The 15206-nt window shown below is 41.3% G+C and carries 14 protein-coding genes; 3 read left to right on the plus strand and 11 right to left on the minus strand.

Annotated elements, in window-relative coordinates:
- Positions 1 to 3: 3 nt before the first annotated feature.
- Positions 4 to 1212, plus strand: coding sequence for a ferredoxin oxidoreductase (locus QXR92_05685; protein MEM0319490.1), 1209 nt, complete (start codon positions 4 to 6; stop codon positions 1210 to 1212).
- Positions 1202 to 2158, plus strand: coding sequence for a thiamine pyrophosphate-dependent enzyme (locus QXR92_05690; protein MEM0319491.1), 957 nt, complete (start codon positions 1202 to 1204; stop codon positions 2156 to 2158). Before QXR92_05685 ends, QXR92_05690 begins: the two co-directional genes overlap by 11 nt.
- Here the strand turns inward: QXR92_05690 and gatB are convergent.
- The 7 genes from gatB to QXR92_05725 all read right to left on the minus strand — a co-directional run bounded on the left by gatB (position 2155) and on the right by QXR92_05725 (position 9293).
- Entirely contained in the window at positions 2155 to 3621 is a 1467-nt protein-coding gene (gatB, locus tag QXR92_05695) for an Asp-tRNA(Asn)/Glu-tRNA(Gln) amidotransferase subunit GatB (protein MEM0319492.1), read from the minus strand. The genes QXR92_05690 and gatB overlap by 4 nt on opposite strands.
- Entirely contained in the window at positions 3618 to 5036 is a 1419-nt protein-coding gene (locus QXR92_05700; protein MEM0319493.1) for an amidase family protein, read from the minus strand. Before QXR92_05700 ends, gatB begins: the two co-directional genes overlap by 4 nt.
- A gap of 3 nt (positions 5037 to 5039) precedes the next feature.
- Positions 5040 to 5336, minus strand: coding sequence for a hypothetical protein (locus QXR92_05705; GenBank protein MEM0319494.1), 297 nt, complete (start codon positions 5334 to 5336; stop codon positions 5040 to 5042).
- Positions 5337 to 5579: 243 nt separating this feature from the next.
- Complete coding sequence (locus QXR92_05710) at positions 5580 to 6314, minus strand: metallophosphoesterase (protein ID MEM0319495.1); 735 nt, start codon at positions 6312 to 6314, stop codon at positions 5580 to 5582.
- A gap of 5 nt (positions 6315 to 6319) precedes the next feature.
- Positions 6320 to 7057 carry a TatD family hydrolase gene (locus QXR92_05715; protein ID MEM0319496.1) on the minus strand — a complete coding sequence of 246 codons (738 nt, stop codon included), beginning with the start codon at positions 7055 to 7057 and terminating at the stop codon, positions 6320 to 6322.
- 3 nt (positions 7058 to 7060) lie between these two features.
- Entirely contained in the window at positions 7061 to 9034 is a 1974-nt protein-coding gene (gene thrS, locus QXR92_05720; protein MEM0319497.1) for a threonine--tRNA ligase, read from the minus strand.
- Between the two features lie 16 nt (positions 9035 to 9050).
- Positions 9051 to 9293, minus strand: a complete 243-nt coding sequence (locus QXR92_05725) for a hypothetical protein (protein ID MEM0319498.1) — start codon at positions 9291 to 9293, stop codon at positions 9051 to 9053.
- A 103-nt stretch (positions 9294 to 9396) separates the two neighbouring features.
- On the opposite strand from QXR92_05725, the gene QXR92_05730 reads away from it, so the two are divergent.
- On the plus strand, positions 9397 to 9990 hold the full coding sequence (locus tag QXR92_05730) for a hypothetical protein (protein MEM0319499.1): 594 nt from the start codon (positions 9397 to 9399) through the stop codon (positions 9988 to 9990).
- Positions 9991 to 10024: 34 nt separating this feature from the next.
- On the opposite strand, the gene QXR92_05735 is transcribed toward QXR92_05730, so the two are convergent.
- The 4 genes from QXR92_05735 to QXR92_05750 form a co-directional block, all read right to left on the minus strand.
- Positions 10025 to 11179, minus strand: a complete 1155-nt coding sequence (locus QXR92_05735) for an FAD-dependent oxidoreductase (GenBank protein ID MEM0319500.1) — start codon at positions 11177 to 11179, stop codon at positions 10025 to 10027.
- 12 nt (positions 11180 to 11191) lie between these two features.
- Positions 11192 to 12742: a (2Fe-2S)-binding protein gene (locus QXR92_05740; protein ID MEM0319501.1), complete on the minus strand. Its 1551-nt coding sequence runs from the start codon at positions 12740 to 12742 to the stop codon at positions 11192 to 11194.
- 11 nt (positions 12743 to 12753) lie between these two features.
- Complete coding sequence (locus QXR92_05745) at positions 12754 to 13860, minus strand: DegT/DnrJ/EryC1/StrS family aminotransferase (protein ID MEM0319502.1); 1107 nt, start codon at positions 13858 to 13860, stop codon at positions 12754 to 12756.
- Positions 13861 to 14067: 207 nt separating this feature from the next.
- The gene (locus tag QXR92_05750) at positions 14068 to 15204 is read right to left on the minus strand and encodes an RNA ligase (GenBank protein ID MEM0319503.1); all 1137 of its coding nucleotides are present in this window, start codon (positions 15202 to 15204) and stop codon (positions 14068 to 14070) included.
- Between the last annotated feature and the right edge of the window lie 2 nt (positions 15205 to 15206).

Consider the following 15206-nt stretch of genomic DNA (forward strand, 5'->3'; position numbering starts at 1 on the left):
GAAATGACAGCGGTTATCGAAAGAAGGAAAGAAATGAAGGCACTGTCAACCAACAAGGCAGTAGCTGAAGCAGTCAAGGACTCAGATGTAGATGTTGTTGCTGCATATCCTATAACTCCTCAGACAACAGTTGTCGAGAGAATTGCTGAGCTAATAGGAGAAGGCCAGCTTGAAGCCGAGATCATTCATGTAGAAAGTGAGCATAGCGCCCTAAGTGCCGTTATCGGAGCATCTGCAGTTGGAGCAAGGGTCTTCACAGCAACAGCAAGTCAAGGGCTAGCTCTCATGCATGAGGTTCTTCATATAACCAGTGGCTTGAGACTTCCAGTTGTAATGAGTGTTGCCATGAGATCTCTCTCTGCTCCGATAAGCATTTTCAACGACCACAGTGATGTAATGAACCAGAGAGATAGTGGATGGATAATGATCTTTGCTAGCACTGCTCAAGAAGCCTATGATTCAATAATACAGGCATATAGAATAGCTGAGAATCCAGAGGTACTCTTGCCTGTCATGGTGACATATGATGGGTACCTGATGAGCCATACAATCGAGCCTGTTGAAGTTCTTGGCAAATATGTGAGCGAGGAATACATACCAAAGAAACAAACGTGGAATGTCTTAGATCCAGACAAACCTATTACCATGGGGACAATAACATCACCTGACTACTACTACGAGTTCAAATATTCGCAGGCAGTAGCGCTAGAGGGATCACTTCCTCACATTATAAAAGCAGACGAGGATTTCAGAAAACTGTATGGAAGAGGCTATGGAGTTGTGGACAGCTACAGATTAGAGGATGCTGAAATAGCAGTTCTAGCAACATCTTCATACTATATCAACCTAAAGTATGCTGTAGATGAGGTAAGGAAGAGAGGAATAAAGGCGGGAGCAATAAAGCTGAGGGTTTACAGACCTTTCCCAAGAGAGCAATTGTACTCAATGATCAAAGGGCTGAGTGCACTAGGAGTAATTGATAGATCTGTTAGCTTCGGCATGACTCCGAGTGGACCAATTGCACTGGACATAATGTCCTCCTACAGATACAGAGATGCTCCTCCCGTTCAGAGTTTCATAGCTGGTCTTGGGCAGAGAAGGATGCTTATTGAGGATTTCGTAAAAATATTCGAGATATTGGAGAAGAGAGCTGCAACCAATTCAATTTCTGAGAAGAGCATATTCTATGGGGTGAAGGGAGTTGAGCTTTGAGGAAACCAGAATAAAAACACTGTGGGACATACCTAAAGAGGAGCACTTCGTTGGAGGGCATTCTCTCTGTGCTGGATGCACTGCTTCAACAATAGTAAGACATCTTCTCAAAGTAGCAGGACGAAACACAATCGTTGTCAATGCCACAGGCTGTGTAGAGGTCTCAACCACTTCATTCCCATATACAGCCTGGAGAGTTCCGTGGCTTCATGTAGCTTTCGAAAATGCTGGAGCTGTTGCCTCAGGAGTTGAATCGGCAATAAAGGCGATGAAAGCCAAGGGAATGATTCCCTTCGAGAAGGAAATAAACGTTATAGCTCTTGCTGGGGATGGAGGCAGCTTTGATATTGGATTCCAGGCACTGAGCGGTCTCATGGAAAGAGGCCACAAAGTGATGTTCGTCATCTATGATAATGAGGCATACATGAACACGGGGATTCAGAGAAGCGGTGCCACTCCATTTGGAGCTTGGACAACAACAACACCTGTGACAAGGAGAATAAGGGGTGAATGGAGGACAAAGAAGGACATGTTCGATATAGCTATAGCACATGGGCTGGATTATGTTGCTACAGCTAATCCAGCATACCCAGTGGACATGGATGTTAAGTTCCAGAAGGGTCTCAACACCGATGGCCCTTCCTTAGTTCACGTGATCATGCCATGCACCACAGGTTGGAGATTCGAGCCAAGATATGGAATAACCATAGCGAAGCTAGCTACAGAAACTGCCGTGTGGATAAACATGGAATATGATAGGGGTAACTTCAGCGTAACTGTACCAGTGAGAAAGAGGAAGCACGTGAGAGAATATCTGAAGCTGCAAGGAAGATACTCTCACCTGAGCGATTTAGAAATAGAGCTCATTCAGCAGCAGATCGATAGAAAAGTGGAGGAAATAAACAGAAGAGCCGGAAAGGAAGTTATCGGCCCCCTCGAGGCTTAAACCCTCCTTTTTTGTTTATATTCATCTATTCTTTTAGCTAAAAGCTCATAGGTTTCCTTCGGATCAGCCTTCTTGTTGGTAGCTTCCATCACCTTTCCAATCAAAAATTGGATAGCCCTTGGATTGTTAATAGCATCTTCGACAGCCTTTCTGTTTTCGGAAACTATCTTTTCAATAACTTTGGAGAGCTCCTCACCACTAACTTTCCCGATCCAACCTCTTGCATTGAGAATATCCTCCAATCTCTTTCCAGAGACTAACTCAGGAATTACTTCCTTAGCAATTTTTATGGAAATAGCTTCAGTTCTTAAGAGCTCTAACAGTTTGGCCATTTCGGACGGAGGAACAACATTTCCTATCTCCTTGATTCTCTCAGCACCTATCCACCCAACTAGATCATTGGCTATAAGCGCTGCTGCTCTTTCAGCATTTATAGTAGTACCCTTCATCACCTCCTCAAAATATTCAGCCAATCTTCTGTTAGAAGAGATTGCATGAGCCAAGTATTCGCTAATCCCATACTTTTCTACGAATCTGCGCCTCTTAACGGAAGGTAATTCAGGCATCTCCATTGCAATTTTCCCTAGAAGATCTCTATCTATTTCAATTGGAGGTAAGTTTGGATCGGGAAAATATCTGTAGTCCTCTTCGCTTTCCTTAGCTCTTGTTCCAAATGTCGCCTTCTTATCCTGATCCCAGTGCCTCGTTTCCATTTCTACTTCTATTCCTTTTTCTACCAGCGATTTCTGTCTAGTTATTTCATAGAGAATCGCTGCTTCAATATCTGAGAGGCTTCCTATGTTCTTAATTTCCACTCTCTTTCCTTTCCCAACACTTATATTGACATCAACTCTCATAGCGCCTTCAAGATCGAGATCTGTAATATCCAGATATTCAAGCACGGTTCTAAGCTCACGCAGAAAAGCAAGAACTTCCTTTGAACTTCTGAAATCAGGCTCAGTAACAATTTCCAGAAGTGCAACTCCGCTTCTGTTATAGTCTATCAGGCTGTACTTGCTAGTGAGCATTGAGCCACTATGATATAAAATTTTTCCAGGATCTTCCTCTAAATTGATCCTTCTTATTCTTGCTCTCTTCACGCTTCCATTTAAGTAGTAATCTAAATAGCCATCTTTGGCTATGCTTGCTACACCCTTCCCCTCATATTGGGTTATTTGGTAATTCTTTGGGAGATCCGGATAGAAGTAATGCTTCCTAGCCCAGGAAACGCTCTCAGCTATCTTCATGTTCAGCGCAATGGCAACCATCAGAGCCTTTTCAATAGCTTTCTTATTCACCTTGGGAAGGGCTCCAGGGAGACCAAGGCAGACAGGACAAACATTGGTATTTGGAGGCAGGTTTCTGTAGTCAGAAGAGCAGCCACAGAAGAGCTTTGTCTTCAGAGAAGTTATCTGCACATGAATTTCCAGGCCAATCATTACGTCTATAAAATTCTCGCTCATCCAAAGATCTCCTCCATGACTTTTGCCAATTCGATGAGGCGATCGTCCGACCATGGTGGACCTATTAGCTGAATAGAGAGAGGAGAATTGAAAGCTGTTCCCATTGGAACAGTGATTGCCGGGAGACCTGCTAGGTTCGCAATCATCAAGGGTGCATCGATTGAGTTCAACTTGGAGAGATCCGTAGCATCATAATCTATGGGAAGAGGCCTTATTGGTGAGCCCGGGGTAGCTATTACTCTCCCCTTCCCTAATAGCTCTTCAACCTTCCTTTTAATCATACCTCTTGCCTTCAATGCCTGAGAGTAATACATGTCGTAGTAACCCTTGCTCAGAATGAATGAGCCGAGAACTATTCTTCGCTTGACCTCCCATCCAAACATCGAACGATTCTCCATATAGTAGCTGTCCCAGTCCAAATCATCTGGGGGAACGACTCTTGAACCGTATCTGACTCCATCAAACCTTGCAAGGTTGCTGCTTGCTTCACTGAATGCTATTACATAATATATCTGAGGCACTTTCAGAAAGAGGGGCTCAGAAATCTCAATTATTTGAGCCCCCTCACCTTCGAGCTTTTTTATTCCTTTCCAGAAGTTAGAGACAATATTCTCATCAGCTTCTGGATGCTCTGCAAGCTCTCTTGGCACAACAATGTTCAGCCCATGTAGGTGATCGAAATTTGGTGGACTTAGCGATATTTTTTCTAAACTGTTTCCCCAGGGGTTTTGGGAGCTAGTTGGATCCATGGAATCATAAGATGATATAATGGAGAAGAGAAGCGCCAAATCGCTAGCACTGGAAGACATTGGCCCAATTTGATCCATGCTATCAGCGTATGATATCAGTCCGAATCTGCTCACAGCACCATATGTTGGTTTCAATCCAAATATTCCTGTCCAAGCTGCTGGAAGCCTTATACTTCCTCCCGTATCGCTACCAAGTGCAATATCAACAACTCCAGATGCCACAGCTGCAGCGCTCCCAGAGCTACTTCCTCCCGGGGAAAGGTCTGGATCAAGAGGATTTAATGTTGGACCAAATGCGCTTGTTGTTCCAAGCGCCCCCATAGCAAATTCATCCATATTGGTCTTTCCAATTATAATGGCACCCTCTTTCTCAAGAAGCTTTACTACTGTTGCTGAATATTGAGGAATGAAGTTTTCCAATATTCTGCTAGCACAGGTAGTTCTAAGACCTCTTGTAACAATGTTGTCCTTTACTGCTATGGGAACTCCTGGCAACCTTCCCTTCAAATTTATCTTTTCAGGAATTTCGCTTCTTATTGTAATGAACATATTGAATAGGGGATCCTTTCTCGCAATTTCTTCCAGTGACTTTTCTACATATTTATGTGGATCGGCATCTCCTCTCCTCACCGCATCAACAAAATCGACAACCTTCCCTCTCCCCATATTTCATCCCTTATAGACCTTGGGTCCTTTCACATATCCGTTTTCCAAAATAGACTGATGTAAAAGATCTATGCCATTTTCAACATCTATCTGGACAACATCATCTCTTAGAGTTCCAGGAGAGAGATGCGTAACCTCCTCTGCACCAATATCCAAAGATAAAATATCATTTATGTAGCTGAGAATTATTTCGATCTCTTCAAGCAATCTCTTTTTCTCTTCTTCTGTCAGCTTTATTCTTGTGAGCCATGCGAGCCTATCGACTAGCTCGTAGTTCAGCTCGATTTTCTTATGATTCATTCCTCTCAATCTCCAGTATGGCTTCATTTAATAATGGGATTATTATTTATCACCCTTCCTTTTTTAAAATTTTTTCAATAGTAGAGTCAAAATTTGGAAAATATTTATCGAGCTTGCACCTTTAGATATCAAAGGAAAAAACATCCCCAATTTTCTCTGGATCTCCGATTTGTAAAAATTGAGTTTATAATCAGTTGATTATTTGTTCAAATTCCTCCGAATATCATGATCGTTTTCTCTCTGCTATATTTTCTCATCCAGGAAGTCCATTAGGGAAATCTTTCCTTTCTTGAACTCATATTTAAAAAGGTCCTTTCTTGCTGGAAGCGATACATTGTAGACTTCAGCTTCCCCTATTTTTACTGAAAGAACCTTTCCTCTATGAGCATGTCCATGTATTACCAAATCGACTCCACCAAGCTTTTTTATAAGTTCTTCAGCTCTCCTTGAACCCATTTCATGCCAAGCAAATGAGGGCTCTCCATAAAGAGTTTTATATGTTGGAGGGTAATGGAAAACAGCTATTTTTGTCCCATTGAATTTGATTTTCAGAAACTCTTCGAGTTTTCTCAACCTAGCGTTATACCTTTCTTCTATTGAGGGAATGTTTTTTCTCTGCCAAATAGTCGGCTCATCTAAAATCCCAGTTGAGCCAAACACCAGAATTTTTTCGCCGTTAATACTGATATCCTTCACATCGTCATTGAGCCACAAAACCCATTCATTGTTTTTCTCTATTTCATCTCTCAGATCATCAAATTCCTCGTTTCCAAAAATACCAATAGTAATCCTTGCCTTGCATTTGCTCAATATCTCCTTCACTCTTGGATATAGAGCGATTTTTCCTCTCTCTATCATATCTCCAGCCAGTATGAGAACATCTACTTCCTCTCCCTGTCCGCATGATGCCTCTACAGCCTTTTGGAGTTCAGCTTCTCCCTTTGGGATATGTGCATCACTAGTGGCCAAGATCTTCAATCTACTCACCTCAGCAGCTTCAGAGCATTCTTCAATACTATTTCTCTCATCTTTTCTAAATCAATACCAACTTCTTTAGCTAAAAATTCCAGGAGCACTGGAATTCTATCAGTAGTTAGCTTCTGACCTCTGTAAGTATAGGGACCATCGCTTTCTGTTAGTACATTATCTAATTTTGCCGTTCTAATTAATTCTGCATGCTTTTTCTGAATTACTGCTGCCACGTTGAATGAAATAAAATACCCAAAATCTTGAAGCCTATACATAAGATCTGGAGGGCCGGTGTACCAGTGGAACAATGCTTTTGAAATATCTTTCTTAATTACCAGTTCTGCTACTTCCTGCCACGCCCCAGCAGCATGCAAGTTAATAACTGCATCATTCTCTCTTGCAGCCTGTAAAAATCTCTCAAAGGCTCTCAGCTGAAGCTCATATGTAGAAGGAACAAACTTTTTGTCCAAGCCAATTTCGCCTAGGCATGGATGATCCATTTCATTCAGCAGTGTCTCAAGTTCTTTCAATGCTTCCTTGTTTGCCATCTCAATTTTCCAGGGATGGATTCCAATGCATGGTTTCACAAAATCAAATCTTGCGGATAGGTCAATGGTTCTTCTTGAGCTCTGGATATCATCAGAAACAGCAATTATGATAAACTCGTTCCCAAGCGACTTTAAAAAATCCACATCATATTCATGAGCATGTGAATGTGCATCAACATATTTCTGAAAAATTCCTTCGCTCATTCTCTATAGGACCCCATTTGTCTGCTTTGATATAGTTTCTTTTATCCATTCCAGCATGCTTTTTTCACTGCTGAACTCAATTTCCTCTTCTTTTGGAACGAATCTTCTTCTTTCATCCTCAGAATAAGTAATATATTTAGCAGAGATCCCTCCACTTTTCATTTCCCGCTCCCCAACAATTGCTATAAGTGGCACTCTCATAGCTCTAGCATCCCTCAATCTTGGATTAAGCCTTCCCTCGGTCAGCAAAACAGATCTTACACTGCTGGAGATCAAGAACTTGTAAATATCCTCAGCTCTCCTAACTTGCTCGCTGTTGCTTTCCTCAACTGGTAGAACAGCTACCTGAACCGGTGCTAGCCATAGAGGAACCCTTCCCGCATATTGCTCCAGCATGATTCCAATGAATCTTTCGAGACTTCCCAATATAGCCCTATGTATAATAACCATTCTCTTCAGAGAATTATCCTTGTCTACATATGATAGATCGAATCGCTCGGGCAAGTTGAAATCGAGCTGTATTGTTGCTGCCTGCCACTCTCTTCCGAGGGAATCTGTGAATATTACATCAATTTTTGGTCCATAGAATGCTGCATCTCCAATAGATTTAGTAAAGCTTAGCCCCATCTCCTTCATTGCTCTCTCGAGTGAGCTCTCCGCATGATCCCAGATCTCGTCGCTGCCCATATAGCTTTTCTTGTCGCTGGGATCCCTGAGGCTCAATATGAACTTGTAGTCCTTGAGTCCCATGGCGCTGTAAATTTCTCTAATGAGAGATAGAATCTGTGATATTTCCTGTTCTATTTGGTCCTCCCTTACAAATATGTGAGCATCATCTATTACGAAGCCTCTAACCCTTGTTAATCCATGCAAAGTGCCAGCCCTTTCATATCTGTAGACATTTCCCATTTCGAAATATCTTATTGGTAGATCCTTATAGCTCCATTTTTTCCTCTTTAGTATCAATATGTGAAATGGACAATTCATCGGCTTCAGCGCATGCTCTTTTTCATCGAGATTGAAGAGAAACATATTCTGCCTGTAATATGATAGGTGGCCACTTATTTGAAAAAGATCAGTTGTAGCAACATGAGGAGTAGCTACAAGCTGATATCCTTTTTTCTGATGAAGCTTCACTATGTACTCATCTAGTGCCCTCCTCATTGCAGCTCCATTAGGAAGCCACAAAATTAGACCAGCTCCCACAAGAGGGGAAGTCATGAATATGTCCATCTCCTTTCCCAGCCGAACATGATCCCTCTTCTCAGCCTCTTCTCTCCTTTCTTCAAAAATTGCTTTGTCTCTACTGGAAGGAAATGCTGCTACATGTATGCTATTGAGTAGAACAGAGTCTTCCCTTCCCATCCAATGAGATGTGCTTATATTTGTGAGAGAGATCTCCTCTATCTTCCCCAACATCTTTGGATGAAGATCGGAATCACAAACTGTCTTTATTCCATCTACTACAATTATTTTAGGAGAACCCATCCTTCTGACCAAGCTTGCAAGGAAATCCTCCCCGCTCTTCTTCAGCTCTTCTTCAGCCTCCGAAGAAGATGTATTAACTGTCACTATTTCTGCCTTCTCAGCAATGTTCCTTGCTAAATCTACTATTCTTTCAGCATCAACTCTGCTGATCTTTCCTCCTTCCATGTAGAAATCTACTCTGACTTCTCCCTCTCTCACGTAATACCCTGCCAGCTTTGCTGAGGGAAATAATCTTTTAATTGATGCCTCAATTAAGTGAGCTATAGAGTCCATGAAAATTTCGTATCCTTTTTTGCTGAAGAAATATAGAACTTCAGCCTTTTCCCAATCCTCCTCCACCTTTGCCGGAATTCCAACGATCTCTTTCTTCTTTGCTTTTGTTAGAACCAGGAGAAATATGGAAGTGCCTAGAGAATCATCGAACTTTCTCTCCACAATGTATCCAGGAGAAACTTCTTTAGCTTCAGAGGAATCTATGAGGGAAACCAACTGAGCTTTCCCCCTTTTATTCTTCTTCTGGTTCCGCACTGAGTTTAATTCTTGCTAGTTCATCTATCCTCTCCAAATCCTCCTCTTCTGTATAGCCCTTTCTAGTCAGCTCTGCTATTTTTTTCAAGGCTTCATCCAGCTTTTCCTTCTGAACCCATATTATTACTCCCTCGCTATCCTCGAAGAAAATAGCAAATTTTTTCCTTCTATCATCAGTTACCACGTGAAGGCATGGTGGAAACTCGCATTCTTCCTCCATCTATAGCACCCTTTTCAGCGCACTTAGCTATTTAATGAAGAACTTTATCATAATATATACTTGTCTATGCTCCTATCTTTATTACAATAGAAAGGGATTGAGATTGAAGGCAACAATAGTTTTAGCAGTTAACAAACGTTATTCCCAGGCGATATATTCAGAGTTGAGAAGGAGACGTTTTATTTACCTGCGGGATATGGGATGGCTTATTCCTGTAGAAAGAGTAAAAGAATTTGAGGAAGTTACAGGAACAGCAATCGAATTAGATGACAATGATATAAGCATTGTAAGATCTTTACAGAGGAGCGTCGAGGAAGCTGAGGTCATAATTGAGGAAAAAGGGGAAAGCTCGAGAAATATGGAAATTGCCTATGACGAATCTGTCTACAGAGTCACTCTCCCGAGTGGAATGAAATACACAATTCCATCCTCAATAGTTCAGGCTTATAGAGAGGTAGTCGAGGAGCTCAGAAAGCAGGGTATTTCTCGAATAAAGAAAAAAGAGCTCGTAGAAATAGTTCTGAGAAAAATTGGATTTTCAAAATTCTTCAGCAGGGATGGAAGCTACTTTTATTGGGAGACTTTCTACGGAGATAGAGTCTCATATCATACTCATTATTACATTCCAGTAAAAATACTCGAAAGTATGGGGCTCATAATTGTGACAAAACAGGACGAAGTGATTATAAGGAAGTAATTTAGTGATGAACATAGATAAATAACAAAATTTGCTATCCAATGACGAACTTTTCCTCAAGGGTTCTTTTCTCTTCAAACCTATCAGGATTATAAGGAATCATGAGCTTGGGCTCCTTTCCTGTGAAGATGTACTCGGCAATAAGCTTACCTGCGAGAGGTCCAAGCATGAAGCCATGACCGCTGAATCCACCAACAACGTATAAACCCTCTGGCCACCTCTTGGATCTTCCCATTATATGAGACCTATCAGGAGTCATCTCATAGAATCCACTCCAAACCCTCATTATTCTGATAGAAGAAGCCCCCTTTAAAGCAGTCATTAGTCTCCTAGCATACGTTCTGAGCCAAGAGAAAGTGTTGTCCATTTTTACCAAACCCTTCGGCTCATTCCCAGTACTAGTTGATCCAATTATTTCTCCCTTCAGCGTCTGGGAAAAGTATAAGTGCAGAGATGAGTCCACAATGAACGGAGAAATTTTGAAAGAATAGGCCTCAGTTACTGCTATTTCCTTCCTAACTGGCTCTATAAGAAGCCCCAAACCTAACTTATCTGAAAATTCTCTCATCCAAGCTCCATTCGCCAGTACGACTCTCTCCACACTGATCTCTTTATTTCCTAAAACGATTGAATAAACTCTGTTATCTTTAATCAATACGTTGTCTACCCTAGAATTTTCGAAAATCTTCACTCCGAGCTCTCTGGCTTTTCTCTCCATACCAAATATCACGGAATCAGGATGAATCGAACCGTTTTCCTTTCCAAAGAAACCAGCAATTATCTCCTTTCTTTCTCTTAGATAGGGGTACAATCTGTACAGCTCTGAGTCAGGGATCTCTTCAAGGGGAACTCCATGTTTTTTAAATAGAGAATTAGTATCTCTAAGCGTTCTGTATGCTGCTTCATCAGACGCTATCCACAAATAACCTGTTTTAACAATCAAAGGATTCATCTTGGTTACTTTTGACAGAGTGCTCAGATATTCAGCTGATTTAATAGCGAATTCCAGATTTCTCTCATCTCCAAAGTGAACCCTGAATCTTCCAGCATTTCTGAGAGATGATCCGTAGCCAAGATATTTCTCATCAAATATGCATATTTTTTCTCCCTTTCCTTCAATCATTGCTAAATTCATTGCTACAGATAGTCCAACTACTCCTCCCCCGACAATAGAGGTCTGGCAGTTCATAGCTCATCTGCCTCATGACAGAAACTCTATCTCAATTGGTTCGAGCGGAGGCCTTTGCCTAAAAGTTCCTAGAGATTCTAAGGAAACACTCCTAAGATATGAGAGTATCATTGCTGTTGAAAATCTGCATATTCTTCCCTGGCAGCTCCCAGTTCCCAGGGCTGTGAATCTCTTTATTCTCTCTATATCCTTGTATCCCAAATCGTATGCCTTCACTACATCGCTGAGAGTTACATCTTGACACGGACAAATGAACTTCATCCCCTCGATATTCCTCGCTAAAAAGAATTCAGGCGGCTCTCTAATAGTAGCTTCATTTAGTGGAACGAGGCCTTTTGCTCTGTCTATCCTTTCCATCTCCTCTTCCTCATTGCCTGATAGCTTCTCGCCGGATAGGAATTTTGAAAATATTTCTATCTCCATGTTTACTAAGCTATTTGGAGTTCCAGAAGCTCTGCCCAATAGGTATACTCCATCTATACCATCAACCGCACCCCTTTTTGTCGCAATCGTTGGTCTGCCTATCGATACGCTAAAAACAACACTTCCACCCATCTGCAATAAGGACTCTATGTCCGGAAAGCCTGTAATAGCAGAAACAAGGAGATCTGTATGAATTCTTTCCTTTCCTGGATGAACAATCTCCAGCTCTCTTATGTTTGGATAACCCCTTGCCATTATTTCGCTTGCAAATACGATATCCTTGCTCTCAACTTCACTCAGGCCATCTTTTTTAGTAAGAGGAGCAATTATCCTCACATCCTTCTTTTTTGATATTTCTTCAGCAACGCTGATGCCTCTTTGGCCATCGGCTAGAACAGAAACCTTATCCACTTCTTTCAGTGCTGAATATTCAAAGATTAGTTGAATGGCTAGGTCAGAGCTCACAATTCCTGGAAGATCATTGTTTTCAAATATCGGAAAAGCGTCCCTAATTGCTGGAAAGAACACTACTTTTTGGGAGGAGATTCTATATATTTTCCTCTCTTCTCTGTTAACAGCAAACATTCCGTCTTCGAATTTCCCCAAATATACCGCATTTATTGTTAGAACACCACTGCGAACTCTCTCTCCAGCTTCTTTTTCCAAAAAATTACGCGATTTTGTTTGAATGAGCAAAACAGTGCTCCCAGACATTTCAGCTAGTCTATTGGCAAATTTTATTCCAGAACCTTCACCTGCAATTACTAGGAATTCTCCAGATATGGCTTCTTCTTTTATCCCGCCGCCAATAGAATCATGTGATGGAATATCAGGATTTCCGCTCATAGTGGCAACTCTCTTTCCAATAAAATTCCAGAACTTTCTCATGAAAAAAGAATGGTAGAAGCCCCCCTTTCCCAGCATCATTCTTAATCTGCTCATCATCTCTCCACTGTACTTAGGTGAGACACCTTCCACACTGTGCGGAGAATAGAGATATACAGCATATGCAGATTGTCCCCTTATCCAAGGACACCAGCTCTCTAAATAGAAGGGAGCTCTTGGTCTTTTGAACTTAGGGCTGGTGGATGTTGGAATTACATTATTTTTAAATAAATTTGAGAGGGGAAAGTAGCTCAATTGCTTAACCCTCACTTCCCCTGGTTGAAGAATTCCAATATAGAAATTGCAATATATTCGAGATCGTCTTTGCTCAAGAGAGGATGAACAGGAATGCTGAGAACCTCCTTAGCTACTTTCTTCGAAACAGGATTGAGGCTTTCAGGGTATCCAAGAGCTCTATATACAGGATGGTCGTGGAGCGGATATGGGTAATGTATTGCTGTCCCAATTCCCTTCTTAGTTAGATAATCAATTAGCTTGTCTCTAATCTCCGCTGGAACCCTTATGACAAATTGGTGATAGACATGTTTGTATCCAGGAAGCTCACTTGGAAGAACTATATCCTTGACAGAGGAGAGCTTTTCTATGTAGAATTTCGCATTATTCCTCCTGATATCGTTCCACTTGTCCAGCTTTCTAAGCTGAACCCTTCCCAATGCAGCCTGCATCTCAGTCATGAACAAATTGCTTCCAATCATATCGCTCAGATATCGCTTAGCCTCTCCATGCTTTCTCAACTTCAAGAGAAGCTCGTGAACACTATCTATGCTAGTTGTTACCATTCCTCCTTCTCCTGTCATCATGTTCTTCGTAGCATAGAAACTGAATGCTGATGCATGGCCAAGGGATCCAACTTTCTCTCCTTTTATTTCAGCTCCATGTGCTTGAGCAGAGTCCTCAAGAACAAGCAGCCTATTGTCTTCTGCTATTTCATTAATAGCATCCATATCAGCTGGATGGCCGAACAAATGCACAGGTATTATCGCCTTTGTTCTGTTTGTTATTAGCTCATTGATCGAGTCTGGATCGATGCAGTAGGTTCTCTCATCTATATCAGCAAATACAGGTCTCGCTCCTACATTGATAACTGCGTTTGCCGTTGCTATAAAAGTGAAATCAGGTACTATTACTTCATCTCCACTTCTAATCCCAAGAGCTCTAAGCGCTGTTTCTAGGGCTATTGTCCCATTCATTACGCTGACTGCATATTTTGCTCCAACATATGAGGCAAACTCCTTCTCGAAGTTCTCGGTCTCTTTCCCTCTTGTCAGCATTCCCGATTTCAAGACATTAACAACTGCCTCTATCTCTTCATTTTCTATTATGGGTTTTGAAATTGGAATTTTTATGCTCATTTTTCATCACTTGAAGCGGAATGATATTTTCAAGGAGGAATGAAAAAACATGAAAGGCAGAGAATAAGAGCTCATGCAAAAGTAAGTTTTATGCATAATAAGAAGTAAAGAAGACAAGTTTATGGGCGAAAGCTTCATTATCAGAGCGCCTCTGACAGGCTGATCATTGAAATATAGAGCTTATAAGCTTTCCAAGAACCTTCACCCTCAATCAATTGGGGAGATGCCCGTGCTCATTATGTTCCTCAGCTCTAAATTTGTCCTCTTTGGCTTCATGAACCATATCAATATTTCATCGTTTTCCCTTTCCATGTTTTTTATGTTTAGAAGAATTCCCTGTTTCTGCATGAAGCTCAAGAATTCATCTATAACATTCTCTGAATAGAACTTCAGCACAAATTCCTCAGCTACTGCTTCTCCTAAATTAACCTTTCTTATAGCCTCAATAGGTTCCAGCAAGAGAGCCTCGCCCAACATCCTCGCTCTTTCACTTAGAACTTCCTTAGGAGAGCTTTCCTCGAAGTTCTTAAAAATTTCTCTGAGCACCCTCGGAAAAATGTAGGTTTTTCCCTCATCAAAGAGGAACTTCATTCCCTCAGCAATATCTCCAATGTTTGTTGTAGACGTAGTATATTTGAGAGGTGGAACTCTGTTGAAGGGATCTTTGAGAACAACCCCCTCTCTCCGCTCAACTTCCATCTTTTTGATTATTTCCCATATCTTCTCAACTTCATCTTTTTTTACCCTTGCTAATTCTCTAACACAGTCTAGGCCTTTGGATTCACAGAACTCCTTTTTCGAATCTACCGGGAGAAAAGACCTATTTTTCATAATATCGATAACATAGAAGCAGAAATCTCTGCACTCTGGATAGCTGTATCTCGTATATGGATTTTCCTCGCCAACAACCTCTCCGAAGACAATGTGCCCATCCAGCTCATCCACCTCTCTTTCCCTAAAAATCCTCTCGAGCCTATGAGTTGTATATGGGCAAATGAATCCCCCCCTCGTAAGAGCCAATAGCTTACCGGCATACTCCACTACTCTCACATTGTATCCATTCATTTTTTCTTCAACAACTACCAAGTCCTTAAAGTGCTGAGGTACTGCCTTATTTAGGATAAGTATTCGAGCTATTTGCGGATAGCCTGGAATAACAGCAGGTTCGTAATCGTTGTGAAATATAACTGTTGTCCCCTCAGGATATGGACCAAGATCCCTCCTAAAAACTAAATATTCAAAATCGTTGTAGGATGCTCTTCTCAAGCTTTTAGATTTCAGGAGTCTTCTTGCCCTTATCTCAGTTATGTTTAAAGCCTTTGCAAGCGATTTATAGGTTATCATTT

The organism is Fervidicoccaceae archaeon, from assembly GCA_038734945.1.
Taxonomy (GTDB): Archaea; Thermoproteota; Thermoprotei_A; order Sulfolobales; family Fervidicoccaceae; genus ARK-14.

Coding starts and splice junctions, on each gene's coding strand:
- gatB (MEM0319492.1), bottom strand. CDS start 3,621: ATGAGCGAGAATTTTATAGACGTAATGATTGGCCTGGAAATTCATGTG.
- QXR92_05745 (MEM0319502.1), bottom strand. CDS start 13,860: ATGAGCATAAAAATTCCAATTTCAAAACCCATAATAGAAAATGAAGAG.
- QXR92_05700 (MEM0319493.1), bottom strand. CDS start 5,036: ATGGGGAGAGGGAAGGTTGTCGATTTTGTTGATGCGGTGAGGAGAGGA.
- QXR92_05735 (MEM0319500.1), bottom strand. CDS start 11,179: ATGAACTGCCAGACCTCTATTGTCGGGGGAGGAGTAGTTGGACTATCT.
- QXR92_05715 (MEM0319496.1), bottom strand. CDS start 7,057: ATGAGCGAAGGAATTTTTCAGAAATATGTTGATGCACATTCACATGCT.
- QXR92_05725 (MEM0319498.1), bottom strand. CDS start 9,293: ATGGAGGAAGAATGCGAGTTTCCACCATGCCTTCACGTGGTAACTGAT.
- QXR92_05705 (MEM0319494.1), bottom strand. CDS start 5,336: ATGAATCATAAGAAAATCGAGCTGAACTACGAGCTAGTCGATAGGCTC.
- QXR92_05750 (MEM0319503.1), bottom strand. CDS start 15,204: ATGATAACCTATAAATCGCTTGCAAAGGCTTTAAACATAACTGAGATA.
- QXR92_05685 (MEM0319490.1), top strand. CDS start 4: ATGACAGCGGTTATCGAAAGAAGGAAAGAAATGAAGGCACTGTCAACC.